Below are 23220 nucleotides of genomic sequence, written 5' to 3'. Positions count from 1 at the left end.
TCGGGATCTTCCTGTGACACAGGAACTGTGTGTCTCGAAAATAACCAGACGGCTCCGCGCGGGAAACCCTCGGCGAAAGAATCCGTAAACAGAGAAAAGCTATTCCCAGGTCCATTGCAGACCGTGGATTCCGGGAGCCGCGTTCCGCCGCGAGACGTGGACGATGTGCTCGGCGTCGGGGCGTACGGTGACCCAGCCGGTGGTCCGGTTCTCGGGCGTGCGGGTCCGCCAGGTCCGGCACGCGACCGGCTCCGCGCCGTCGGCGAAGACGACCTCACAGTGGTAGTGACCCACGGATTCCGCGATCCTGCGGTGGTGGTTCTCCGCGACGATCGGCCGCGGATACTCCTGGACGAAACCGATGGCCAGCCGTTCGCCGCGCCGCAACGTCCTGTCCAGCACCAATTCCGTCAGCGAGAAGCCCTCTTCTTCGAGTGTCAGCACCGTACCCGGTCGGCAACCGCGGGTCTCGGCCACCATGGGCGGCGGAATGCCCGGTTTGCTCCTCGCCGCGAAGATCATCGTGCGGGTCCGGTCCTGTCTGGCCTCGATGAGCTCCCGGACCACGAGACGGCCGGTGCGCCGGTCGGCCCGTATATGGAAGGTCTCGTGCAGCTCGATCTTGCGGGCCGGGTTCACCAGGCTGTCCCGGAATTCTTCGAGCAGCGGCGGCAGGAAGGCCGGATGTCCCCACGCCCGATGTCGGCGATGAAGCGATATCGCGGAACGTACGCCGCGGCCTCGCGGGCGCCGGGAACCGACCAGCCGGCGCAGGGAACCAGCCTGCAACGCGAGCACCTCTTCGAGGACTTCTACCGCGCGAAGCGATTCTTCCCGTTCCGGCACGCTTCGGCCGCTCTGCCAATGGCTCAGCGTCATCGCGCTCACCGAAGCGCCTCGGGCGTCGAGGCGGTAGTGCAACTGCCGGAGGCTGAGACCGCGGGCCTGCACCGCCATCGACAACGCACGGCAGAACGGCCCGGTCCGCAGCACCTCGGCGAATTCGTCGGTTCGGGTCATGGCTCACCTCGAAGCGACAGTCTGCGACGAAGGCTCCCGGCACACCACCGTCTTTCGCGGGTTGACAACGGCGTTTCCGTGAGACGGCGACGTAGATCGCCTGTATACGCCGCGTTGGGAGCCTGGACCCATGTCCGACACCACTCCCGGGGACACCCGGGCACTCGCCCTGCCGAACCTGCTGAAGGAGGCGATCGAGTCCGCGCGGGACGAAGCCGGCGAACTCGGCCGTCTGCCCGGTCACCTGGTCGCCGAACTTCGCGACGCGGGTGCTTTCAGCCTGTTCACCCCCGCCGAGTACGGCGGGCTCGAGGTGTCGCTCACCACCGCGCTGACCGTGTACGAGCGGCTGGGCCGGATCGACACCTCGGTCGCCTGGGTCGTGTGGAACGCCAACTTCGGGTTCACCGCGGCGATGCTCGGTGAAGCAGGCGCGGCGAAAGTCTGGACCGGCGGCCCGGAACCGGTGCTGGCGAACGCGGGCCAGCCGGGCAAGGCTGTCGCGGTGGACGGCGGATACCGGCTCTCCGGACAGTGGAACATCGTCAGCGGGATCGAGGCGGCCGAGTGGTTCGTGCCGCTCGGCGTCGTGCTGGACGGCGAGCAGCCCGCGATGACCGAGGCGGGCAAACCGGACGTGCGGCTGTTCCACGTCCGGCAGGACCAGCTGAAGATCGAGCACACCTGGGACGTCAGCGGCCTGCTCGCGACCGGCAGTCACCGGGTGGTGGTCGAGGACGCGTTCGTCCCGGCCGAACTGACCGCGAACATCGACGAGCCGCTGCGACTGGACCGGCCCACCTACCGGCTCAACCCCATCCTGCTGGTCTTCGCAGGCTGCACCGCCGTCGCGCTGGGCACGGTGGAGGAGGCCATCGACGAGCTGGTCGCGCTCGCCCCCGGCAAGACGACGCCGTTCGGTGGTCCGCTCGCCGAGCAGCCTCACGTCCAGGAAACGCTGGCCCGTCACGAGGCCGCGGTCAAGGCCGCGCGCCTGTTCCTGTTCGACGTTGCCCGGCGGATCGATGAGACCGCCGAACGCGCCGGGGAGACCACCCTCGACCTGCACGCCGATCTGCACTCGGCCATGGCCCATGCGGCCGCCGTCGGCAGGGACGCCCTGGTCGCGATGTACCGGCTGGGCAGCTCCACCTCGCTCTACCGGGGCAACACCCTCGAACGGCTCCACCGCGACGGGATGGTCGCGTTGCAGCACGTCAACCAGGCGCCGGAGTTCTTCGGCGGTTCGGGTCGTGTCCGGCTGGGCCTGGAACCCGGTCTGCCGCTGTTCTAGTAAGCGGTAAGGCGGAAGTTCCCTTCGTCGCGGTTGGCGCTCGCGGGGGTTGCCGGAGCTGAGGCAGCGGCTCGCCGGGTATTGGGCCGGCTTCGACGTACCGGTCGGGCCAGCTCGCCGACATCGGTATCGAGACCCTGCCGGGCTCGGCGACGTTCCATCTGTTCGCCTCGCTCGGTCGGTCCACTTTGGACTCGATGGAGTTCGCCGCCCGGTTGCTGCGGGAAAGCTCGGTCAGCGTGGTGGCGGGCATCGCTTACGGTGACTCGTGCGACCGGCACATCCGTATCTCAGTGGGCACGGAGTCGCCGTACCGGGTGGCGAGGGGCATCGCCGCGATCCGGGACCTGATCGACGCGACCACCTGACCCGTGCCTGTCCGAGGACGGCGGGTCGAGCGGTCCGGGTCGCTGTCCAGATGTCACTCGTCGGCGAAGGTCGGCTCGGTTCGGACCTCGAAGTTGACGGAGTTGGCGATGAAGCACAGTTTGTGGGCCTCTTCGTGTACCGCGAGGGCTCGTTCGCGGTCGGCAGGGGACGCCAGTTTCACCAGCGGGCGTAGGATTGCTTCTTCGAACCGGCCACCGCCGGCGGCGTTCTCGACCATGGTGCCGGAGGGACTGTCGGAGTACTCGGTGACCACGATGCCCTCACGTGCGCAAAGCACGAGATACCACAGCATGTGGCACTGGGACAGGCTGACGATCAGGAGTTCTTCGGGGTTCCACCGCTCCGCCACGCCGCGGAAAGCCGGATCGGCGGTACCGGGGATCATCGGTTTGGAGCCCGCGCTGATCTCGTGATCCCGGCTGAAGTCGCGGTAGCCGGTGGTGCCCGTCCCGGTGTTGCCGGTCCAGCGCACCGTGGCGATGTAGTGATGGCTCTTGGGCAATGATCTCCCCTTTTCGTTACAGCTGGTTCCTCGACGATGCCAAGGCCTCAACCCTCCGTCAAACCCAGTCGCTCACGCGGTGTCGGCTCGCGATCGTCGGCGGGCTGGTGGGTGCCGGTGTCCGCATGGTGAATTCCCCGCGAACCCTTCAGCATTTGCCGTTGTCCTCCCCGGTGTACGCGGGAAATATTCGCGTTCGGTCCGGAATGTCGTTGGAGGAAGCGAGATGCGCGTGCGAAAGCTGCTCGTGGCCGTCATTGCGGCGACCGCGGTCGCCGGTGGGGTGACCGTGCCGGCGTGGGCGACCGTCGATGCCCCGGCCGTCGTCGCCGGCGCGGTGAGCCTGGAGGGGGCGAAGAACTTCCGCGATGTCGGCGGATACACCACGGCCGACGGCCGCACGGTGCGTACCGGCGTGGTCTTCCGGTCCAACAGGCTTTCCCGGCTCACCGATGCGGATCTCCGGCGGCTCACCGCGGCGAACGTCTCGCTGGATGTCGATCTGCGCAACGTGAAGGAGCGCCACGACGAGCCGGACCGGGTGCCTTCGGGCGCTCGATACCAGGTGGCTGACGTGGTCTCGCTGGAACACGGGCTGCGGTTCCATGACAACGCCGCCGTCACGCTGATGAAGGCCATCGCGGCCGGGCTGCTCAACGGATCCGACAACCTGGGCCAGTCGATCGGTTACCCGTTCATGGTGGACTTCGTGGGTGCGGACCACGCGTTCGGTGACCTGCTGCGCGCTATCGCGGCGAACGGTTCCGGTGCCACTGTTTTCCACTGTTCGGCGGGCAAGGACCGCACCGGCTGGGGGACGGCGATCCTGCTGAGCCTGCTCGGTGTGCCGCGTGCGGCCGTCGAGGCCGACTTCATGCTCAGCAATGACAAACTGGGCGACTCCAAGGCCGTCGAGTTGAGCTGGCTGCGCGCGGCTTTCGACGAGGTCGACCATCTCTACGGGTCCATGGAGGCCTACGCTCGTCAAGGACTCCACCTCGACGACGCGACCATCGACGCGTTGAAGACCAGCCTCCTGGTCTGAGACCCACCCGGCGCGATGGATCACCGGCGTGCGTTAGATCTGCGCGAAGCCGCCGTCCACGGCGAGCTCGGACCCGTTGACGTAGCTGGACGCGTCCGAGGCGAGGAAGACGGCCGCCGCGGCGATCTCGTCGGGTTCGGCCAGTCGGCCGAGCGGCACCGACGCCCCGGCGGCGGTGAGCTCCTCGGGTGAGACCAGCTCTTGCAAACCCTGCGTGCGGGTACCGCCGGGCGAGAGCACGTTGATCCGGTACCGACGCTTCCCTGCGTCGTGGGCGAACCCGCGAACCAGGTTGCGGATCGCGGCCTTGGTCGCCCCGTACACCGGCAGGTACGGCTGGGGGCGCGAAATCGCCGTCGACCCGGTGAGGATGATCGAGGCCCCTGGCGACAGCAACGGCAACGCCTTCTGCACGGTGAACAGCGAGCCCTTGACGTTGGTGGTGAACATGGCGTCGAACTGCTCTTCGGTGATCTCACCCAGCGGGGCGGCGATCCCGATCCCGGCATTGGCCACCAGAACGTCAATATGACCCGCCCGCTCGGCGACGGTCGCATAGAGCCCGTCGAGGTCCTCGAGCCGGCCCACGTCGCAGCGGACACCGGTGACCTCAGGGCCGAGATCGGCCTCGACCTTGTCGAGCTGGTCCTGGCGACGGCCGGCGACGAACACCCGTGCCCCCTCGGCACGGTAAGCCCGCGCGATCGCCAGCCCGATACCCGCGTTCGCGCCGGTCACGACCGCGACCCTGCCCTCCAGCACCTTCATGACGACTCCATCCAGGTTGTTGACTGTGCGGTCCATAATGTTTCGTTATGGACCGCGCGGTCAATAACTCGCGTGGTGGTGTGTCACACGCCACTACGGCAGGGGGTTTCAGGGCTTAGGCAGCAAGCCGTCGAGCAGAGCCGTGGCCGTGGCCGACAACGCGGCCGGGTCCTGACCGATTCGGCCGAGCAAGATCAGCCCGAGCTGACCGGACAGCACCGCGCGGGCAGTGAGGTCCGGATCGAGGTGAGGTGCGACGTCGCCCTCGCGCTGCGCTCGTCGTATGGCGTCGGTCAGCGCGTCCGTGGTCGAGGCGTAGCTGCGGCGCGCCTCCGCGGCCACCTCGGCGGCGCTCGCCGAGAGTTCCATCGCCGTGTTTGCCAGCAGGCAACCCCGGCGGGCCTGTTCGCCATCGGGGTCACGCACGGGTCCGGTCACGAAGTTCCGGATCACATCGATACCGCGATCGGCTTGTTCGAGCCACGTACGCAGCATTCGGTCATTGGCCTCGTCGTACTTGCGCAGTACAAGCAAGAACAAGCTCTTCTTGTCCCCGAACGCCCCGTACAGACTCCCCTTGCCCAGCCGGCTGGCCGCCAAGAGATCTTCGAGTGAGGTGCCCGCGTAGCCCTTGTCCCAAAACGCCGCTTGCACAGCTGCCAGCACGCGCTGCTCATCGAACTGACGTGGACGTGGCACAGGCTCGATGCTACCCATCGTGGACCGTCCGGTCCAAATTCGCGAAGCGGCAGCGTCGGACGACGTGATGGCGCTGGTGGCCGAGGCCGCCGTCCGGTCCGACGGCCGCACGGATCAGGCAAGGACACGGCCCGGCGGCCCGTTACGACAATCGCCAGGCAAACCCTAGTGCGGCTGCTGTTGCTTCTTGTCTTCCTCGGCCCACGCGGCCTCTGCCTGCGATTGGATGTCGGTGAGGCCGCGGTCGACCTGGACTATGCTCTTGCCGCCCCAGCCGACCCAGTTCTTCGAACTCTTGGCGTCGGAGAGGGCTTTCAGCATGGGGTAGTAGTCGGGGGCTTTCCTCTTCAGCCAGTCGTCGACCCATTTCATCTTCGCGTAGCTGTCCCCGAACTTGGTCTTCAGCCAGTTCTCGTGCTTCTTGATCATGGGGATGTCGTAGTTGCTCAGGTAGGACTTCGGCGGCGGCGGATCCGCGGGCTTGGGCATCGGCCGCGAGAAGTTCGGTGTGGTTCCGTCACCGGGTGGCCGGGTGCTCGGGGTGGCGCCCGCGGGAACGGGCGGGCCGTCGTGGCTGATCGCGGTGCCTGGCGGTGGCTGCTGTCCCGGGGGCCGGTTACCCGGCGGCAGCGGCCGCGAGAAGTTCGGGACGTTCGTGGGCCGGGTGGTCATCTCGTGGGCCGGGTTCGCGCCGGCCTTCGGCTTGACCAGTTTCGACAGGTGAGTGAGCCGGGCGAGGGTGCGCCCGGCGTAGGCGACGACCTTGCCGAGTTTGGCCACCATCGCCGCTACCTGAACCGAGACCGTCACGACGCATTTGCCCACCCCGACGACGATCGACGCGCCGAAGGTGAACGCGGCCATCGCGAGGGCGATCAGCATGGTGGCGATGATGTCGCCGAGGATCGTGGTGATGATGTCGCGGATCAGCGTGCGGACGGCCGCGATCAGGGCTCCGGTGGTTTCGACCATGTAGCCGGCGACGTCGGAGGCCTTGGCGTTGGCGTCGATCCAGCCTTTCCGGTCCTTGATCGACTTCATGAAGCTGTCGTGGCCTTCACCCTCCCATTGGGTGATGGTCGCTTTGAGCGTCTCGTCGAGCCCGGTGCCGGTGTTGCGCAGGCTTTCGCCGATCTTGTGCAGTTCGTTGGCGAGTTTCGTGACCTCCGCGGGATTGCCCGCGACCTGGTCCAGTGGCCACTTCAAGAACGAGATGTGCTCGATCAGCCAGCCGAGGCCGGCGGCGACCAATTTCGCGAACGGGTCCATGACGAACGCGACGGTGTCGAGCGCCGCACTGACGATGTTGACGCCCAGCTCCACGCCCACGGCGGCGAGGTCGCCGCCGTGGGCGGTCTGGACCTTGCCGATCGAATCGGCCACCATATGCCAGCTGTCGAACACACCCGCGCCGGTCGTGGAGTTCGCCCCGGTGATGGGAACGGTCATTGGCCCAGCTCCGTCTTGAAGGTCCCGATGGTCGTGGCCGCGTCCGCGTCCTGATTCGCGTACATGTCGGCCGCCTTCTTCACGTCGGCCGCGGATTTGCCGATGTCGCCGACGAGTTTGTCGATCTCACCGGTGATCGTCGCCATGGTGATCCGCGAGGGCACGGCCAGTGCCTGTGCGAGCAGGAACCCGAACGCGGCGTTGTCGAACCCGTTGGCGGCCTGCATCCGGTTCGCCGCGTCCTGGACCGCCGGTTGCGTGGTGTCCGACAGGAACCGGCTGAACTTCCGCAACTCGGCCGGGTCGACCGAGAAACCTGCTCCGGAAACCACTGTTACTCCTCTGTCCTACCAAGGATTGCTTTCACCTTCGTCCTCTTCCTGAGCGGGCCGGGGACGGCGGCGTGGCTGGCCCTGCTGAGCCGGCGGGGGAGTCGGCGGGCGGTGCGGCGGCGAGGGCGGCCGCGGTCCGGCGTCCTGTGCCGGCGGGAACTCGTTCCGGTTGTCCGGGGGCGGTTCGTTGTCCTGTCCGGGTTCCGGCAGGAACTCGTCCAGCAGCTCGCGGGCGGCCGAGCTCTCGCCCACCAAGCCGCCGAAGGCCTCGGCGACCTCGGCCGACACCTTCTGCTGCGCGCGGCCGATCAGCTGCATCACCAGACCGGACAGGGCCTGCGGGGAACGTTCGTACGCGCGGGCACCGAATCTGAGGTCTTGGAGGGCCCCGCTCGGGCCGACGGTCACCGAGACCGCTCCGTCGGGTGCCTGCACGGTGGCGACGGCGGACCGGAGGCGTTCCTGCGCCGCTGCGGCCTTCGCCTGGATTCCCTCGAGTTCGGCGGCGAATGTGGCCAACGGATCGCCGTCGCCGCTGCCGGGGGATACGGGCTGAGTCATTTGTCCTCGTCGCGAGAAGGTGGCCGACGCGACAGAGTCAATCAGTGCCCTTCGAACGCCAGATGACTTGAACAGAGCCTTTTGCTGAACGGGACCCGGACCCGAGGTCAGTCCATCGTCCTAGCGCAGGCTCGGGGTCGTGACGGTGGCGTCGTCGAGGACCAGCGGTTGCCAATCGGCGGCGCCGGTCCGGCCGTGCCCCGGGTCGACGCCGGTGAACACGCGTCCTCCGACACGCACGTGAACGTGGCGGGCTTGCCAATCGACCGCCGCGCGTTGCCGGACCCGCCCGGCGCACCGCCAGGTTCGATCGGCGAACCGCGCGACCGTGGAGTGCCCGTGGATCTGGCCGAAGGGTACGACACCGCGATAGCCCATCCAGGGTTCGTGCAGCGCCGCGCCCGATTCGGCCCACAGCGGACCCGCATTGCCGTCGCGGCCGTGTGCACCGATTTCCCAGATCAACTCCGGACGCTCGTTGAGCGACTCCGCGGCCGCGGTCGCCGACATCGGTTCTCCCAGCCGTTGCCAGCAGGCGAGCGTCAAGCCCGCGTGAGTGACCAGTAGTTCCTCGCCCGCTGCGGTACGGACGGTTTCGGCCACACGCAACCGCCCATCGGCCCACCACTGCCGCAGCCGAGCCACGTCGCCCTCCGCGAGAGGTTCGCGCCAGAAGACGGCCCCGCCCGGCAAGTACTGCGTCTCGTGGTTTCCCGCGAGCTGGATCCAGCGCCGCCCGTCCAGCAACTTCGCCACGATGTCGAGCACTCCCGCGCTGTCCGGGCCGCGATCGACGAGATCGCCCACCTGGATCACGGTCAGATCCGGTGGAAGTTCCCCTTCGGAGGCACCGAGCCAGGCCAAGGCCCGGCGCAATTGAACCGGGTGCCCGCCGACATCACCGATGATGGCGACTCTTCCCATGACCACCCCCAGAGACAGCCGACAGGATCCAGCGTACGGACTCTCGGGCCGAACGGCCCGCGGGCGCTAACCCCGCGCGACCTCAGCGGTGTGCGCGGGGGTGTAGCGCTCGCCTGTCACCTGGTCGCTCAGCGGGTCCAGCGCGGACAGTGCTTCGGTGCGCCGGAAGTCCTTCTAGCCCAGTGTGGAGTGGTCCAGGGTGCCGGTCAGGAACCCCCGCCCCAGCGGCGAGTACGGCACGAGCCCGACTCCCAGCTCGGCCAGCACCGGGGTGACCGTCTCGACGTCGCGGGTCCACAGCGAGTACTCGCTCTGCACCGCGGTGATCGGGTGCACCGCGTGCGCCCGTCGCAGCAGCTCGCCGTCGACCCCGGACAGGCCCAGATGACGGACCTCGCCCGCCTCGACCAGCTCGGCCATCGCCCCGACGGTCTCCTCGATACCTCAACGGCTGACGAACGCCTCCGACGCTAGGACCTGGAGCGCGCTCCAAGCCAAGCCGGACGACCGGCGGGGACAGGGGAAACACTCCAGGGCCCTGGTCATCGGCGGGCGGGACGCCCGAGCGCGTGAAAACTCCAGCCCGCCTCTTGCCACCGCCGCGCGTCCAGGGTGTTGCGGCCGTCGACGACCTGGCGCGTGGTGACCACGGCGCCGATCACCGCCGGGTCGAGTTCACGGAACTCCTGCCATTCGGTGAGATGCAGGAGCACGTCGGCACCGATCGCCGCCTCCAGCGCGGAACTCGCGAAGGTGAGGTTCGGGAAACTCTTGTACGCGTTGTCCGCGGCCTTCGGGTCGTACACGGTCACCTCGGCGCCTTGGAGCTGGATGGACGCGGCGACACTGAGCGCGGGCGAATCGCGGATGTCGTCCGAGCCGGGTTTGAACGCCGCGCCCCAGACGGCGACCCGTTTGCCGCGGAAGGAACCGCCGCACCGCTCGCGGGTGAGGTCGACCATCCGGCGTCGTCGACGGAGGTTGACGGCGTCGACCTCGCGCAGGAAACCCAAGGTGTGACCGATGCCGAGTTCGCCGGCGCGGACCCGGAAGGCCCGGAGGTCCTTGGGCAGGCAGCCGCCGCCGAAACCGAGGCCGGGAAGCAGGTACTGCCCGCCGATGCGCGGATCGTGGGCGAGCGCGCGGGCCAGGTGGGTGACGTCGGCACCGGTGCTCTCGCAGACCTCGGCCATGGCGTTGATGAACGAGATCTTGGTGGCCAGGAACGCGTTGGCGGACACCTTGACCAGTTCCGCCGTGGGCAGATCGGTGACCACGAGCGGCACGCCGCGGCCGAGCGGGATCCGGTACACCTCGCGCAGCAGCGATTCGGCACGCGGGGAACTCACGCCGAAGACGAGCCGCGCCGGGTCGAGCGTGTCGCCGATGGCGAAACCCTCGCGCAGGAACTCCGGATTCCAGGCCAGTTCGACGTGCGCACCGGCGGGCGCGTGTGCGTTCAGTCGGCGAGCGAGCCGTTCCGCGGTGCCGACCGGGACCGTCGATTTCCCGACCACCAGGCTCGGCCCGCGCAGGACGACGGCCAACCGGTCGATCGCCTCTTCGAGAAAACGGAGATCGGCCGCCCTGTCGGTCTTCTTCTCCGGCGTTCCGACGCAGAGGAAATGCAGGGTGAGTGCGCCGGCGGCGAACTTTTCTACCTCACTGTACGAGGAAGTGAATCTGAGCCTGCCGGATCTCAGATGACGGCGGACGAGAGGCTCGAGGCCCGGCTCGTAGAACGGGGGTGTTCCGGCTGAGAGCGCGGAAATCTTCTCCGGATCGGTGTCCATACCGAGTACTTCGAATCCCATTTCGGCCATGCAGGCCGCGTGCGTGGCACCCAGATAGCCGGTCCCGAGAACGGTTATTCGCATGACTGGTGTCCCCTCGGTGGCCTGGGTTGCCGGTCCGATATTGCTTCGTCCCGCTTGCCGAGGTCAACCCGAAATCCGCCGATGATCGACCCTTTTTCGCAGTTCCACACGATTTCCATAGGCGTCCCACAAATGTCCCACAGGGAAGCTCCGGTGAACGTCGACGTGCGTGGAAAGGCTCTACGATCCGGTCTTGTGCCTGACGATCGAGTGGTGGATTTCAGCCTTCCGGACGGCCTTTTGCCCGCCGACGGGAGATTCGGCTGCGGCCCGGCGAAAGTGCGGCCCGAACAACTGGCCGCGCTCGCCTCGCGCGGCGCGGATTTCCTGGGAACCTCGTACCGGCGCGGCTCGGTGCGCGCGTTGCTCGGCCGGGTCCGCGCCGGGCTGCGGGAGCTGTTCGCCCTGCCCGAGGACTACCAGGTGGTGCTCGGCAACGGAGGTGGCACGGCCTTCTGGAACATCGCCACCTACGGACTCGTCCGGAGCCGCGCCCAGCACCTGTCCTTCGGCGAGTTCTCCGGCCGGTTCACCTCGGTTGACAGAGGCACGCCCTGGCTCGCCGAGCCTTCGGTGATCGAGAGCCCGCCCGGAACCCATCCGGAACCGCGCGCGGAGCCGGACGTCGACGCCTACGCGCTCACGCAGAACGAGACCTCGACCGGCGTGGCCATGCCGATCCGCCGGGTGCCCGGCGCCGAGGGCCTGGTGCTGGTCGACGGGACCAGCGCCGCGGGCGGCATGCTCGTGCGGCCGGAAGCGTTCGACGTCTACTATTTCGCTCCACAGAAGTGCTTCGGCGCCGACGGCGGGCTGTGGATCGCGCTGATGTCCCCGGCTGCGGTGGCCCGCGCCGAGGAGATCGCGGCGAGCGGCCGGTACATCCCCGAGTTCTTCAGCCTGCCCGCAGCCCTCGACCATTCGGCGCGGGACCTCACTTTCAACACCCCTTCGGTGGCGTCGCTGTTCCTGTTCGCCGAGCAGATCGACTGGCTGCTCGGTCTCGGCGGGCTGGCCGCCGCCGCGGCCAAGGCGGCGAAAACGGCCGAGCTGGTCTACGGCTGGGCCGAGGATTCGCCCTACGCGGCACCGTTCGTCGCCGACCCGGCCCAGCGCTCGCCGGTGGTCGCGACCGTCGAGTTCGCCGGGCACGTCGACGCGACGGCGATGGTCGCCGGGCTGCGAGCGCACGGAATCCTCGACCTGGAACCCCATCGCAGCTTCGGCCGGAACCAGATCCGCGTCGGAATGTTCCCGGCGATCGACATCGCCGACGCCGAAGCGCTCCTGTCCTGTATCGACCACGCGATCGCACAGCTCGGCGACACCGCCGGGCGGGAAAGGAGAGCCCATGCCTGACGCACCCACCGCGGTGGTGGTCGGTGCCGGGATCGTCGGCGCGTCCATCGCGCACAGCCTTGTCCACCGAGGATGGTCGGTCACCGTCGTCGAGCAGTACACCCCGGGACACGTGCGTGGCTCCAGCCACGACACCTCCCGGGTACTGCGGCTGTCCTACGGCGGTGGCCGCGACATCGACGCCTGGTACACCCGCCGGGCCTGGCGGGCCCGGGAACTGTGGCAGGAGATCGGGGCGGAGGAGGGAATCGACCTGTTCCACAACGTCGGCGTCGTGTGGTTCGCCCGAGGGGAGGCCGAATTCGAGGAACAGAGCGCCCGCGGTCTCGAAGCGCTGGGCCTCCCGGTCGAGCGGCTGGCACCCGAAGCGGCCCGCGACTTCTTCCCCGACGTGCGCTGCGACGACCTCGAATTCGTGCTGTACGAGCCGAGCAGCGGAGTGTTGCGAGCCCGGCTGGGCGTACTGACCCTGATGCGCCGGACGCTGCGGGCGGGAGCCCGGCTGCGCATCGCCCTCGCCCGGCCGGACGCGCGGGGCCGGGCGATCGTGGACGGCGAGGTGCTGCGCGCCGACCGGACGATCTGGGCCTGCGGCCCGTGGCTGGGCCGCTGGTTCCCGCGGCTGGTGGACATCGAGTCCGTCCGGCAGAACGTCTTCTACTTCGGCGTCGAACCGCGGTGGCGCACACCGGGCCTGCCGGTGTGGGTCGACGGCGGCGCGTACGGGGCCGGGGACGTCGACGACAGCGGTTTCAAGGTCGGCGGCGCGCTCGGCGCCGCACCGGTCATCGATCCCGACCTGGCCGACCGCCGTCCCGATCCGGAGGCGGAGAAGGCGGCCCGCCGGGCGCTGGGGTACCGGTTCCCGGCGCTGGCGGAGGCGCCGCTGGTGTCCCGGCACGTCTGCCAATACGAATTGACCGCCGATCAGCACTTCCTGCTCGCCCCGGTGGCCGATTCGGAGGGCGCTTGGCTGGCCGGAGGGGGCGGGCACGCGTTCAAGTTCGGGCCCGCGTACGGCGAGTACACCGTCGACCTGATCGAGGGCCGCGAGCAGCCGCTGCCCGAATTCGGGCTGGGGCCGCGGGAACGGTTCCAGAGCAAGGAGAGCACCACCCCGGGACAACTGGCGCGCCTGCACCGCTGAGCCTCCCGGTCCGGAAACCCACGACGAAGGAGAGAACATGTTGTACGAAGCCGAGCGGCAGCTGCTGGTGGAGAGCATCAACGACATGGCCCGCTGGGGGTTGATCGAGACCACCGGCGGCGGTCTGAGCGTGCGGGCCGACAACGGCGACATCGTCGTCACCTCCACCGGTTCGGCCTTCGCGCGCTGGAAGGTGACACCGCGTGACATGACGGTGATCTCGGCGACCGGCGAGCTGAGGGAACGCACCGGAGGAGTGGCGCCGGTGGGCGCGCTGATCCACATGGCCGCCTACGAGATGTTCCCGGACTGCCGCGCGATCGTGCACGCGCACAGCGCCTACGTGCTCGCGTTCGCCTCGCTGGGCATGGGCATCCCGTCCTGCGTCAACCAGCTGGACACCTTGGGCGAGGTGCCCTGCCTGATCGCCGACGACACCGCGGTGAAGGGCGGGGTGCTCAGCGGCGAGTCGGAGCGGCCCGAGGTCAAGCTGCCCGACGGCATCGCCCAGCGGCCGGAGATCGCGGCCGTCGACACCTATCAGCTCATTCCGCAGCTGAAGGAGAAGCTGGGTCCGCGGGCGGACGAACTCAAGCGGCACGGCCTCGCGTGCGTCCTGTACCGCCACGGCGCCTTCACCTTCGCCCGTGGGCTGACCGAGGCCGTGGAGAACCTGGCCAGGGTCGAGATGAGCGCCCGGACGGCGGTCTTCCAGGCGATCCTGCGTGGCGGGCTGGCCGGGATCGAGCCCAACCTGCTCTTCCCGAAACCGGGACTGGCCGTCGAACAGCAGCTCGCGGATGTTTGACGGCTCCGCCGAGAGCGCGTACTACGCGCAACTCGCCCGGACCAGGGGCGCGGCCGGGGCGGTGCAGCTCGACGGCGCCGGCCGCGTACTCCTGGTCCGGCCCGGGTACAAGCCGGTCTGGGACCTGCCGGGAGGCGTGATCGAGTCCGGGGAGTCCCCGATGGCGGCGTGCGTGCGCGAGGTGCGGGAGGAACTGGGTTTCACCCCAGTGCTCGAACGGCTGGTCGGGGTGGTGTGGTTCCCGCCCCGGCCGCGCCGTGCGGCGTCCAACCTGTTCGTGTTCGCCGGCCGGATGCCCGAGACCGCCTTGGCGGCGATCGTGCCGGACCCCGGCGAGATCGCCGAATTCGGCTTCTTCCCGGTGTCGGACCTGCCGGAGGTGGAACCGCACACCGAACGCCGGGTCCGCTCGTGCGTCGAGGGCTATCTCGGCGGCGGAACGGTCTATTACGAAGAATCCACGAAACCGGCTTGGTACGGCGATTCCGCGGAGGCGAAGGAATGAGCCCCCGCGCACCGGTCGACACCGTGCTGCTGGACGCCGGGGGTGTGCTGATCATGCCGGCCGCCGAGGCCGTGCTCCGGAGCCTGCGGGACGGCGGGGCGCGAGCCGACCTGGCCCTGATCGATCGCGCCCATTACGCGGCCACCGCGGTGAACGACCGGTTCCCGCCGCGGAACCGCCTGTCGTACCTGAAGGCGTTCGCCCGGGCGTGCGGGATCCACGACGACCGGGCGGAGCGGGTGATCGCCGAACTCTCCGCCGCCTATGACGGTCCTAAGTGGACTCGCGAACTCCCCGGAGCCGCGAAGTCGTTGCGTTCGTTGAGTTCGTTGCCGGTCGCGCTCGGCGTGGTGTCCAATTCGGTCGGGTTGGTGGCCGAGCAGCTGCGGCGGGCGGGCATCTGCCAGGTGGGGCCGGGCGCCGGGACCCCGGTGTCCCTCGTGATCGACTCCGCGCTGGTCGGCGTCGCGAAACCGGATCCCGGAATCTTCCACCTCGCGCTGCGGGAACTGGGCGCCGAACCGGAACGGACCGTCTACGTCGGTGACACCGCCCGGATCGACGTGGACGGCGCGCTCGCCGCCGGTATCCGGCCCCTGCACCTCGACCCGCATCGTGATTGTCCCGATCCGCCGGGGAGGCACGAACATCTGCGTGGCCTCGGCGACCTGGCCGCGTGGGTGCGCGCTCATGGGCGCTGACGACGTCCGTGCCCCGAACCGCTGGGTGCTGCTCTCGGTGAGCCTGATCGCCTGGGCGGTCGGTGCCACCGCGGTGTTCCAGCTTTCCTTGGTACTGCCTGCTTTGCGGGCAACGACCGGGATGTCGCTGGCACTGGGGGGCGCACTGGTCGGGGTCGCCAATGGCGGACTGACCGTGGCGATGCTGGGCTGGGGACTGTTCGCCGACCGCTTCGGTGAACGGTGCGCCATGACGTGCGGCCTGACCCTGTGCGCCGTGTTCCTCTGCGTGGCCGCGGCCACCGACGGCGTCGCTGCCCTGTTCGCCGTCTTCGCCCTCGTCGGGATGACCGCGAGTTCTGTGTACGCGCCGAGCGGGCAGGCGGTGGTGCGGCGGTTCCCGGTGCGGCAGCGGGCCTTGGCCCTCGGTCTGACCCAGACCGCGACACCGCTCAGTTCGGCCGTGGCGGCGGCGATCGTGCCGGGGGTCGCTGCCCGCCACGGCCTGGCGACTGTCTGGCTCGGGATGGCCGGACTCTGCCTGCTGGCCGCGGTGGCGGTGCTGCTGTTCGGCGGACAGCCGAGGGTGGACGTCGGCCCGGCGGACGCGGTGTCCGGCGAACCAGGGAAGGTGCCGTGGCGACGGATCTACGGGGCTTGCGCGTTGCTGATTCTGCCGCAGTCGGCGCTGCTCACGTTCAGTGTCAGTTATCTCGTCGACGATCGGGGCTGGCGCCCGGACCAGGCGGGATGGCTGCTCGGCGGGGCGCTCCTGCTCACCGTGCTCACCCGGCCGCTGGCGGGTCACCTCGCGGACCGCCTCGGTGCCCCGATGGGGTTGATGCGGATCTTCGCCTTCGGCAACGCCGTCGTGCTGGCGCTCGTCGTGATCGGCGCGGTGACCGGGACCTGGCTGGGCGCGGTGATGGTGCTCTTCGCCTGCGTCTCGACGGTCACCGGCTACGGGTTGGCCTCCACGGCCGTCGCCGGATTCGCCGCGCGGGCCCGGCTGGGGCGGGCACTGGGAGTGCAGCACACGTTGCAGGGCTTGGTGACCACGCTCGGCCCGGTGGCGCTGAGTGCGGTCATCGGCAGCGCCGGATACGCGGGGGCGTTCGCCGTGATCGCGGTCGCCCCGCTCGCCGGCGGGGCGCTGCTGCCGGTGACGGTCGAACGGACAGGTCAGTCCCGCCAGCAGTGTGCGAGTACTTCGGTGGACGGCGCGTCGGCGAGGATGGCCTGGTGGACCCGGCGCAGGTAGGTGGAGGGTTCCACCCCGGTCTGCGAGACCAGGTTCCGCCGCGCGTCCAGATACGCGCCCAGCGCCTCGCCTTTGCGCCCGGATCTGTACAGCGCGAACATGTACTGCGACCAGGTGAGTTCCGAGATCGGGGAAGCCGTGACCAGCTCACGAAGTTCACCCACCACCTCCTTGTGCTGTCCCAGCCGGAGCCGTGCCTGGACGAGGTCGTTCAGCGCGTCGATCCGGCGGCCTTCCAATGCGGTGATGGGCGCCACCAGCGCGGGGGTGACGCGGACGTCTTCGAGCGGTTTTCCCCTCCACAGAGCCAAAGCGCTGCTCAGGCACTCGGCGGCGAGTTCGTGCTCGGATCGCCGCAGCGCGGCCCGGCCCTGCGTCGTGAGCCGGTCGAAGACGGACAGGTCGAGTTCGTCGGAGCGCACTCGCAACAGGTACCCGGGCATCCTGGTGATCAGCCTGTCCCGCCCGGCGTCGCCGGCGGACTCCAGCAAGCGGCGGACACCGGCGACATAGCTGTAGACGTTCGCCGTCGCCGAGCGTGGAGCCGGGCCGTCCCACAGCATCCCGGTGAGACGGTTCACCGAGACGATGTGGTTGGCGTTGAGCAGCAATACGCTCAGCAGCGCTCGTTGCTTCGGCGTGCCGAGGCCGCCTGCCCAGGTCGTCGGGCCGGCTTCGACGGGACCCAGAACACGGAAATCCATTGGTCATGCCCCCCAAGGCCCCCGGGGAGCCGCCCCGGGGATCGAACTGACAACTGCGCGTTCACGTTGTGACACTTTTAGTCAGAGTGTCACAACGTCGGGGTTCGTGCAACGCATCCAGGCTACCGCTGTCGACCGGATGGCCCTCCGGTTCGAGTCGTACCGCGCGCCGATGGCGTAATCGGTACTCCTCGCCGAATATGTCCGGAACCCGGAGTTGGAATGAATCTCCGAATCGTTCGAAATGACGTAAGATGACCATCGAGGTATTCATTGCGAAATCTTCTCGCGGAGAGGTGTGTCGTGAACTTCACCGATGAGGAACTTCTGCGCATCCCGCCGGAGCGGATGGCGGCCGCCTACCTGGAATATCGGCGCTCCGGATACGAGTTCGTCTATCACGCGGCCGTGGAGAACGGGGTTCTGGACGCACTCGGTACCCCGGTGACCGTTGCGCAGTTCGTGGCCCGGCACGGGGTCGTACCAGGCAAAACAGTGGTGGCCGAACTGCTTCTCGAAGCGCTGACCAGGTGCGGAGCGGTCCGCCGTGTCGGCGATCGGCCCGCGCGGTTCGCCGCGGTGACCGATTACCGTCCATCGCGATCGATCGACGACGAGCTGATCCGGCTGGCCACCGGAAAATCGAGTTACCGGGAACTCGGATACAGCGGGAGTTTCGGTCGCGTGGTGGCATCGCTGACCCGTGTGGAAAAGCAGGCGCTGTCGGGTTTCGACGCCTCGAACGCCGACCTCTGGGATCAGGGAATGCTGCTCCCGTATTATCGGTACGCGCGATTGTGCTCGGTGCGCACCCTGGTTTCCGCGGGCGCCGATTTGCTCGATCTCGCATCCGGGACCGGATTGGGGCTGCTGGAACTCGCGCGTCACGCGAACGGCGGAACCCAGGGCCGGCTCGTCGGGGTGGAGGTCAGCCCCGATTTCGTCCGGGTCTCGGCCGAACGGACCGCCGGCAACCCTCGGATCCACGTCGTCCAAGGAGATCTGGAAGAACCCCTCGCGCTTTCCGAGGCGCGGCGTTTCGACGGTGCGATGCTGGTCGGCGCCTATCACTATCTGCGGGATCCGGCGCCGCTGTGGCAGAGCATGGCGCGGCTGGTGCGGCCCGGCGGCGTGGTGTGCTTGGCGATGGCGTATTTCCGCACCGGCAGCTACGACCAGGAACTGGTCGATCTCCGTTACGCGCAAAGAAGCCCGGCCGCGCGTCCCCGTACCCGCGCACAGGTGATCGCCGAGGCCGGGGTGGCGGGTTTCGAGCTGGAGCGCGAATTCTGGTTCGGCTGCTTCGGCTGGCTCGCCTTCCGCGGGACGGCGGATCAGAACGCGCCTGGCAGCATCTCGCGGCCGAATTCCAAGTAGGCCACCAGGCCCGCGTCACGCGCCCGGCGGCAGGCCGCTATCCGCCGGGCGATATGCGGGGCCATCAGTTCCCGGAAGCCGGGCATGTCGACGAACCGGCAGTCCGACAGCTCGTCGGCGGGGAGCCGGATCGCGGGGACCAGCTCGTCCGGGATCCGGCCGTCGAAGACGAACACGTTCGCGTCGTCGCGGCCGTCCCGCGGCGGTATCCAGTCGACCCCGGCGAGCGGGCCGAGCACCGGCGCGATGCCGAGTTCTTCACGCAGTTCCCGCTCGCACGCCGCGAGCGGAGATTCGCCCTCCTCGATCACCCCGCCCGGCAGCCCCCAGCCCGGTTTGTAGGTGGGTTTGACGACGAGAATGCGCCCGCGGTCGTCGAAGAGCATGCCCGCGGACGCACCTCTCTTGCCCTGTCGCGTGCTCAGCGGCTGTTTCCCGAGTACACGCCGTCCGCCAAGGCGGCGCCGGGGTGGTGCAACACGTCGGGTTTGATCCCGCTGATCCCGCCGTGCAGGGTGGCCTGGAACAACGCGGTCCGGGCGCTGACCTCGATCCGCGTCAGGTTCTCGACGGCCTCGTCCAGGTGGCGGGCGAAGACGAAGACACCGTGCCGGTAGACCACGAAGCCGAGGCCGTGCCGGTTCAGTTCGGCCGCGCGGGGGCCGAAATGCTCCAGCATCTGCGGGTTCACCGTGTGAACGTAGCCCGCGATCACGTCCGGGCGCGACCCCATGCATTCGGCAACGTCGATGGTCACCCGTCCGGCGAGGACGTCTTCCTTGACCGAGGGGTCATCGGAGGTGAAGCAGGGCACCTCACCCATCGTGTCGAGCTTGTTCGTGCAGGAAGGCACGCCAAGGCCGAGTGAGGCGAATGCCAGGCTGTACGGCGCGTGGGAGTGCACGATCGCGTTGCAGTCCGGGAATTCCCGGTAGATCGCCAGATGCAGCGGCGCGTCCGGGGGCGCGAGATCCGTGGCGCGTTCGACGATCGCCCCCTCGGGTCCGTAGACCATGAGGTTGCGGGCGGTGATGTCCCACCGGACGAACGCGGAACTCGCGGTGGTGCTGACGATGTTCCCGGTGCCTGCCCGGACGCTGACCGAACCGCCTGCCGGGTCCAGGGTCCCCCAGCGGGTCATGTCGCTGACGGCCCGGATGATGTGGTTACGTTCGGCTTCGTGACCCATTCTGGTGATCCTTTCGATCTATGCCGTCCGGTCGGGTACCGACAGCTGCGGGAAGGTCCGGTTCTCCGCGCGAACCTGTCGCGCGAGCCGGGCGTAGGCGAGGAAGCAGCGGGTCTGGGAGAACGATCGGGCGTTGAGCCGGGCGCGGCTGCCCAGGGCCTCGAGCCTGACCGCTGACCAGGCGGCGGCTTCGGCCAGCGCGGAGGTGAGTCCGTCGGGATCGTCGGCGGGATAGACGAGGCCGGTGACCCCAGGTAGCACGAGTTCCGTGCTGCCTCCCCGATCCGGCACGATCTGCGGGATCCCGGCACCGCCCGCTTCGAGGACCGACCGGCCGAAGCCCTCGATGTCACAGGCGGCGACGAGGACGTCGGCGGCGGCCAGCCAGCGGTGATCCGGAACCTCGCCCCAAAAGTGGATGTCGCGGCTGGAACGGAGCCCCTCAGCCAGCCGCCGCAGCTCCGGTAACGCCGAACCGGTCCCGTAGATGTCGAGCCGCGCGTGCGCGGCCAGATCGTCCGGCAGCAGCGCGAAGGCCCGGATCACCCTGTCGATCAGTTTCCACGGCTCGGCTCGGGCGACCACCGCGAACCTGCGTGGCGAAGACGGATTCCGCGGTCCTCGGTACAGGCCGAGGCGGACGGCGTTGTGAATGGTGATCGCGTCGAGCGGTTTCCCGGCCAGTTCCCGGATGCTGGTCGTCGCGGCCCGGCTGACACCGACCCAGCGGCTCGCGCGGGAGAGCACGTCCCAGTCGAGTTCGCCGGGGAGCCGGGGGACCAGCCGCCGGACCCGGGCATCGACCGTGCGCAGGCGCTGATCCGCCACCAGGATTCCCCGCAGTACCGAGACGACCGGCACGGCGAACGATTCCGCCGTCACGATGTCGACCATCGCCGTCCGGTGCGCACCGATGAGCACCGTTCCGCCCGGATCTTCACCGAGTTCGGCGCGCAGCACCCGTTCGTAGGCGTCGTAATCCGCTACCTGCCGGACCCGGACACCTCGCGGATCGGGCGCGGGGGCACCGGCGCCGTCCCACCAGATGACGACGACCTCGATCCCCAGCAGCGCGCGAAGACCTCGGGCCAGTTCGACTGTCGAACGCTCCGCGCCGCCGGACGCCGTCGTCAGCCAGGTCAGCACCACACGCCGCAAAGGCGCCTGGCTCGCGGGTGATCGAGGAAACCATCGACTGGCCATTGGGCTCACTCTGCCAACCGGATCCACAGCAGGCCCACGCGAACACCACAAAGATCCTATAATTCCCGCGGCGAGGCCATATGTCCACTGTGGACCGAAAGGGGAAGGGGCGCTGCCCCGGCCGGTCTTGAGTCCGTTTGACATGCTGCCGGTGTGGCATCAACGGAAACCAGGCCTGGTCAAGCGCCCGCCGGTCAGATGAGAGGGCTGGTCCTGGTGTGTGCGGCCGGCGTGCTCTGGGGCACGATCGGTCCGGCGATCCCGGTCGTACACGACGCCTCGGGTCTCTCGCCGATGACCATCGGCGGGTACCGCGCTTTCGTCGCCGTTGCCGTCCTGGTGATCGCTGCCGCCGCGATGCGCCGGTTGCGCGAATGCCTGCGGCTCGGCCTGCGGCATTGGCGGCGTGTGACCGCGGTCGGGGTCTCGACGGCGCTCTTCCAGCTTTTCTTCTTCGTGGCGGTCCTGTGGACCGGGGTGAGCGTCACCACCGTGGTGTGTCTCGGGTTCGCGCCGGTGCTGTTGCTGATCGCCGGAAGCGTCCGGCGTCGTCGCCGTCCTTCCGTCGGCCAGTTCCTCACGATCACGGTCGCCGTGGCAGGACTTCTGCTCGTCAGCAGCCCTGGCGGCGAAGCGCCGCACCCGGTTCTGGGAGTGTTCGCCGCACTCGCCTCCGGAACCGCCTACGCCTTTTCCGCCGAAGCCGCCGCGCCGCTGTCACTGCGGCTCGACACGTTGACCATGACCACGACGACCACCTCCGTCGCCGCGATGGTCCTCGTTCCCGCCGGACTGATCGTGCCCCTGGCGAGCGGCGACGGGGTCTGGACCACCGACATCGGCTCGTGGGCACTGATCGGCTACCTCGGAGCGGTGACGATGGCGCTCGCCTACGCGCTGCTGTTCACCGGCCTGCGGACCACACCCAGCGGCGCTGCGGTGGTCGCGACCCTGCTCGAGCCGGTCACCGCGGTCGTGATCGCCGTCGTCTTCCTGGGGGAGCGGCTGACGGTGGCCGGTGTCGTGGGCGTCGTCCTGATCATGGCCGCGATCGGCAGCCTGGGACGTCACTCGAAGGAACCCGCGCCGCAGTGAGCTACCAGAGTTGATGCGGGTCCGAGTTCGATTGGGCGCCAGCAGTGACTGCGGCGTCGCGAGGTCGTGCTTCCGCCACCATCGCGTCCGCTCCGATGGCGGAGTCGGTGATGTCGTAGACGTCCGCGTCATCGTCGGGCAGGTAAGCCGCTACGCCGTCAACTGCGGCGCCACGCATGGGCCGTGTGCTTGCCGGCCCGCGGCGGGCGCCGTCGCTGTTGCTCATCCACGGATCGGGTGCTTCGGGTGCCTCGTGGAGCCCGGTGGTCCCGGCCCTTGCCGGTCACCACCACGTCATCCGGGTCGACCTTCCAGGCTGTGGCCAATCCCCACCTTCACCGCCTTACGACGTACCCGCGCAGGCGAGCCGGGTGGCCGCGGTACTCGACGACCTCGGCCTCAGCGCTGTCACCGTCGTCGGGCACTCCAGCGGCGGCTACGTCGCCACCGCCCTCGCCGAACAGCGCCCCGATCTGGTGCGGTCGGTCGCGCTGATCAGCTGCGGTCCGCATCCCGGCGCACTGCTTTCCCAGCCGCTGATCCTTCGGCTCCTGCTGAGCCCGCCGTTCGGCCCGCTGATCTGGCCGAGGCGTTCGGACGCGGTCATTCGCAAGGGAATCGGGGCAACGGCCGCTCGCCCGGTGGACGTACCCGACGACGCGGTCGCCGATCTCAAACACATCTCCTACAGCACATTCAGGACGATCTTGCGCCGTAACACCGAGTACATCGCCGAGCGCGTTGAACGGGGTGTCGACCGAGCCCATCGGGGTGGACTTCGTGACCATGCCCGGCCCGGACGTCGGCGAGTACTGGCCCTTGGTGAGGCCGTAGATCCGGTTGTTGAACAGCAGGATCTTGATGTTCACGTTGCGCCGCAACGCGTGGATCAGGTGGTTGCCGCCGATGGACAGCGCGTCGCCGTCGCCGGTGACGACCCACACCGACAGGTCCGGCCGCGCGGTCGCGAGACCGGTCGCGATCGACGGCGCGCGGCCGTGGATCGAGTGCATGCCGTAGGTGTTCAGGTA

Annotated in this window: 24 protein-coding genes and 3 pseudogenes; 12 read left to right on the top strand and 15 right to left on the bottom strand. The window is 68.8% G+C overall.

The window, feature by feature from the left end; translation table 11 throughout:
• Nucleotides 1-99: 99 nt before the first annotated feature.
• On the bottom strand, nt 100-1020 hold the full coding sequence (locus tag IE302_RS34310) for a hypothetical protein (RefSeq protein ID WP_191258613.1): 921 nt from the start codon (nt 1018-1020) through the stop codon (nt 100-102).
• A gap of 130 nt (nt 1021-1150) precedes the next feature.
• Between IE302_RS34310 and IE302_RS34305 the strand changes: the two genes are divergently transcribed.
• Nucleotides 1151-2314: an acyl-CoA dehydrogenase family protein gene (locus IE302_RS34305; protein ID WP_191258612.1), complete on the top strand. Its 1164-nt coding sequence runs from the start codon at nt 1151-1153 to the stop codon at nt 2312-2314.
• A 197-nt stretch (nt 2315-2511) separates the two neighbouring features.
• Entirely contained in the window at nt 2512-2682 is a 171-nt protein-coding gene (locus tag IE302_RS34300; RefSeq protein ID WP_191258611.1) for a hypothetical protein, read from the top strand.
• Between the two features lie 53 nt (nt 2683-2735).
• Here the strand turns inward: IE302_RS34300 and IE302_RS34295 are convergent, their stop codons facing one another.
• Entirely contained in the window at nt 2736-3206 is a 471-nt protein-coding gene (locus tag IE302_RS34295; protein WP_191258610.1) for an OsmC family protein, read from the bottom strand.
• Between the two features lie 226 nt (nt 3207-3432).
• On the opposite strand from IE302_RS34295, the gene IE302_RS34290 reads away from it, so the two are divergent.
• Entirely contained in the window at nt 3433-4251 is an 819-nt protein-coding gene (locus tag IE302_RS34290) for a tyrosine-protein phosphatase (protein ID WP_191258609.1), read from the top strand.
• Nucleotides 4252-4284: 33 nt separating this feature from the next.
• On the opposite strand, the gene IE302_RS34285 is transcribed toward IE302_RS34290, so the two are convergent.
• From IE302_RS34285 to IE302_RS34250, 8 genes and pseudogenes are all read right to left on the bottom strand, one after another.
• Nucleotides 4285-5019 carry an SDR family NAD(P)-dependent oxidoreductase gene (locus IE302_RS34285; RefSeq protein ID WP_191258608.1) on the bottom strand — a complete coding sequence of 245 codons (735 nt, stop codon included), beginning with the start codon at nt 5017-5019 and terminating at the stop codon, nt 4285-4287.
• 108 nt (nt 5020-5127) lie between these two features.
• Complete coding sequence (locus IE302_RS34280) at nt 5128-5718, bottom strand: TetR/AcrR family transcriptional regulator (protein ID WP_229908097.1); 591 nt, start codon at nt 5716-5718, stop codon at nt 5128-5130.
• A 165-nt stretch (nt 5719-5883) separates the two neighbouring features.
• Nucleotides 5884-7167: a WXG100-like domain-containing protein gene (locus IE302_RS34275; RefSeq protein ID WP_191258606.1), complete on the bottom strand. Its 1284-nt coding sequence runs from the start codon at nt 7165-7167 to the stop codon at nt 5884-5886.
• Nucleotides 7164-7499, bottom strand: coding sequence for a hypothetical protein (locus IE302_RS34270; RefSeq protein WP_191258605.1), 336 nt, complete (start codon nt 7497-7499; stop codon nt 7164-7166). Before IE302_RS34270 ends, IE302_RS34275 begins: the two co-directional genes overlap by 4 nt.
• A 15-nt stretch (nt 7500-7514) precedes the next feature.
• The gene (locus tag IE302_RS34265) at nt 7515-8060 is read right to left on the bottom strand and encodes a YbaB/EbfC family nucleoid-associated protein (protein ID WP_191258604.1); all 546 of its coding nucleotides are present in this window, start codon (nt 8058-8060) and stop codon (nt 7515-7517) included.
• 120 nt (nt 8061-8180) lie between these two features.
• The gene (locus tag IE302_RS34260) at nt 8181-8984 is read right to left on the bottom strand and encodes a metallophosphoesterase (RefSeq protein ID WP_191258603.1); all 804 of its coding nucleotides are present in this window, start codon (nt 8982-8984) and stop codon (nt 8181-8183) included.
• Nucleotides 8985-9185: 201 nt separating this feature from the next.
• A pseudogene (locus IE302_RS42900) lies at nt 9186-9425 on the bottom strand (aldo/keto reductase); the annotation flags it as partial.
• A gap of 101 nt (nt 9426-9526) precedes the next feature.
• Nucleotides 9527-10861: a UDP-glucose dehydrogenase family protein gene (locus IE302_RS34250; protein WP_191258602.1), complete on the bottom strand. Its 1335-nt coding sequence runs from the start codon at nt 10859-10861 to the stop codon at nt 9527-9529.
• 195 nt (nt 10862-11056) lie between these two features.
• Between IE302_RS34250 and serC the strand changes: the two genes are divergently transcribed.
• From serC to IE302_RS34220, 6 genes are read left to right on the top strand one after another with little or no spacing between them, the layout of a single operon-like run.
• Nucleotides 11057-12220, top strand: coding sequence for a phosphoserine transaminase (gene serC / locus IE302_RS34245; RefSeq protein ID WP_229908095.1), 1164 nt, complete (start codon nt 11057-11059; stop codon nt 12218-12220).
• Nucleotides 12213-13367 (top strand): NAD(P)/FAD-dependent oxidoreductase, encoded by a 1155-nt coding sequence (locus IE302_RS34240; RefSeq protein WP_191258601.1) that lies wholly within the window; start codon nt 12213-12215, stop codon nt 13365-13367. The genes serC and IE302_RS34240 overlap by 8 nt, the downstream gene beginning before the upstream one ends.
• Before the next feature lie 37 nt (nt 13368-13404).
• The gene (locus IE302_RS34235; protein ID WP_191258600.1) at nt 13405-14175 is read left to right on the top strand and encodes a class II aldolase/adducin family protein; all 771 of its coding nucleotides are present in this window, start codon (nt 13405-13407) and stop codon (nt 14173-14175) included.
• Nucleotides 14168-14680 (top strand): NUDIX domain-containing protein, encoded by a 513-nt coding sequence (locus IE302_RS34230; protein ID WP_191258599.1) that lies wholly within the window; start codon nt 14168-14170, stop codon nt 14678-14680. The genes IE302_RS34235 and IE302_RS34230 overlap by 8 nt, the downstream gene beginning before the upstream one ends.
• A complete protein-coding gene (locus tag IE302_RS34225; RefSeq protein WP_191258598.1) occupies nt 14677-15381 on the top strand; it encodes an HAD family hydrolase in 705 nt (234 codons plus the stop codon). Before IE302_RS34230 ends, IE302_RS34225 begins: the two co-directional genes overlap by 4 nt.
• Complete coding sequence (locus IE302_RS34220; RefSeq protein ID WP_191258597.1) at nt 15371-16621, top strand: MFS transporter; 1251 nt, start codon at nt 15371-15373, stop codon at nt 16619-16621. Before IE302_RS34225 ends, IE302_RS34220 begins: the two co-directional genes overlap by 11 nt.
• Here the strand turns inward: IE302_RS34220 and IE302_RS34215 are convergent.
• A complete protein-coding gene (locus tag IE302_RS34215; RefSeq protein ID WP_191258596.1) occupies nt 16543-17325 on the bottom strand; it encodes an AfsR/SARP family transcriptional regulator in 783 nt (260 codons plus the stop codon). The genes IE302_RS34220 and IE302_RS34215 overlap by 79 nt on opposite strands.
• Nucleotides 17326-17628: 303 nt before the next feature.
• Between IE302_RS34215 and IE302_RS34210 the strand changes: the two genes are divergently transcribed.
• Complete coding sequence (locus IE302_RS34210) at nt 17629-18702, top strand: class I SAM-dependent methyltransferase (RefSeq protein WP_191258595.1); 1074 nt, start codon at nt 17629-17631, stop codon at nt 18700-18702.
• Here IE302_RS34210 and IE302_RS34205 read toward each other — a convergent pair.
• From IE302_RS34205 to IE302_RS34195, 3 genes are read right to left on the bottom strand one after another with little or no spacing between them, the layout of a single operon-like run.
• Complete coding sequence (locus IE302_RS34205; RefSeq protein WP_191258594.1) at nt 18660-19088, bottom strand: NUDIX domain-containing protein; 429 nt, start codon at nt 19086-19088, stop codon at nt 18660-18662. The two genes, IE302_RS34210 and IE302_RS34205, sit on opposite strands and share 43 nt — an antisense overlap.
• Before the next feature lie 35 nt (nt 19089-19123).
• Nucleotides 19124-19891 (bottom strand): class II aldolase/adducin family protein, encoded by a 768-nt coding sequence (locus tag IE302_RS34200; protein ID WP_191258593.1) that lies wholly within the window; start codon nt 19889-19891, stop codon nt 19124-19126.
• Nucleotides 19892-19909: 18 nt separating this feature from the next.
• A complete protein-coding gene (locus IE302_RS34195) occupies nt 19910-21094 on the bottom strand; it encodes a glycosyltransferase family 4 protein (protein ID WP_191258592.1) in 1185 nt (394 codons plus the stop codon).
• A gap of 153 nt (nt 21095-21247) precedes the next feature.
• On the opposite strand from IE302_RS34195, the gene IE302_RS34190 reads away from it, so the two are divergent.
• A complete protein-coding gene (locus tag IE302_RS34190) occupies nt 21248-22189 on the top strand; it encodes a DMT family transporter (RefSeq protein WP_229908094.1) in 942 nt (313 codons plus the stop codon).
• 176 nt (nt 22190-22365) lie between these two features.
• Nucleotides 22366-22977: pseudogene (locus IE302_RS34185) on the top strand (alpha/beta hydrolase); the annotation flags it as partial.
• On the opposite strand, the pseudogene IE302_RS34180 reads toward IE302_RS34185, so the two are convergent.
• Nucleotides 22900-23220: pseudogene (locus IE302_RS34180) on the bottom strand (thiamine pyrophosphate-dependent enzyme); the annotation flags it as partial. The pseudogenes IE302_RS34185 and IE302_RS34180 overlap by 78 nt on opposite strands.

The sequence above is a fragment of the Amycolatopsis oliviviridis genome, from assembly GCF_014654365.1.
Lineage (GTDB): Bacteria > Actinomycetota > Actinomycetes > Mycobacteriales > Pseudonocardiaceae > Amycolatopsis > Amycolatopsis oliviviridis.
Note: the sequence above shows the minus strand (reverse complement) of the source record. Positions and strands in the feature narration are given on the sequence as shown.

Bases quoted from the DNA above. Each gene is read 5' to 3' on its own strand.
- IE302_RS34310 (WP_191258613.1), bottom strand. From the start codon at position 1,020: ATGACCCGAACCGACGAATTCGCCGAGGTGCTGCGGACCGGGCCGTTC.
- IE302_RS34305 (WP_191258612.1), top strand. From the start codon at position 1,151: ATGTCCGACACCACTCCCGGGGACACCCGGGCACTCGCCCTGCCGAAC.
- IE302_RS34300 (WP_191258611.1), top strand. From the start codon at position 2,512: ATGGAGTTCGCCGCCCGGTTGCTGCGGGAAAGCTCGGTCAGCGTGGTG.
- IE302_RS34290 (WP_191258609.1), top strand. From the start codon at position 3,433: ATGCGCGTGCGAAAGCTGCTCGTGGCCGTCATTGCGGCGACCGCGGTC.
- IE302_RS34285 (WP_191258608.1), bottom strand. From the start codon at position 5,019: ATGAAGGTGCTGGAGGGCAGGGTCGCGGTCGTGACCGGCGCGAACGCG.
- IE302_RS34275 (WP_191258606.1), bottom strand. From the start codon at position 7,167: ATGACCGTTCCCATCACCGGGGCGAACTCCACGACCGGCGCGGGTGTG.
- IE302_RS34265 (WP_191258604.1), bottom strand. From the start codon at position 8,060: ATGACTCAGCCCGTATCCCCCGGCAGCGGCGACGGCGATCCGTTGGCC.
- IE302_RS34260 (WP_191258603.1), bottom strand. From the start codon at position 8,984: ATGGGAAGAGTCGCCATCATCGGTGATGTCGGCGGGCACCCGGTTCAA.
- IE302_RS34250 (WP_191258602.1), bottom strand. From the start codon at position 10,861: ATGCGAATAACCGTTCTCGGGACCGGCTATCTGGGTGCCACGCACGCG.
- IE302_RS34240 (WP_191258601.1), top strand. From the start codon at position 12,213: ATGCCTGACGCACCCACCGCGGTGGTGGTCGGTGCCGGGATCGTCGGC.
- IE302_RS34235 (WP_191258600.1), top strand. From the start codon at position 13,405: ATGTTGTACGAAGCCGAGCGGCAGCTGCTGGTGGAGAGCATCAACGAC.
- IE302_RS34230 (WP_191258599.1), top strand. From the start codon at position 14,168: ATGTTTGACGGCTCCGCCGAGAGCGCGTACTACGCGCAACTCGCCCGG.
- IE302_RS34225 (WP_191258598.1), top strand. From the start codon at position 14,677: ATGAGCCCCCGCGCACCGGTCGACACCGTGCTGCTGGACGCCGGGGGT.
- IE302_RS34220 (WP_191258597.1), top strand. From the start codon at position 15,371: ATGGGCGCTGACGACGTCCGTGCCCCGAACCGCTGGGTGCTGCTCTCG.
- IE302_RS34215 (WP_191258596.1), bottom strand. From the start codon at position 17,325: ATGGATTTCCGTGTTCTGGGTCCCGTCGAAGCCGGCCCGACGACCTGG.
- IE302_RS34205 (WP_191258594.1), bottom strand. From the start codon at position 19,088: ATGCTCTTCGACGACCGCGGGCGCATTCTCGTCGTCAAACCCACCTAC.
- IE302_RS34200 (WP_191258593.1), bottom strand. From the start codon at position 19,891: ATGGGTCACGAAGCCGAACGTAACCACATCATCCGGGCCGTCAGCGAC.
- IE302_RS34195 (WP_191258592.1), bottom strand. From the start codon at position 21,094: ATGGCCAGTCGATGGTTTCCTCGATCACCCGCGAGCCAGGCGCCTTTG.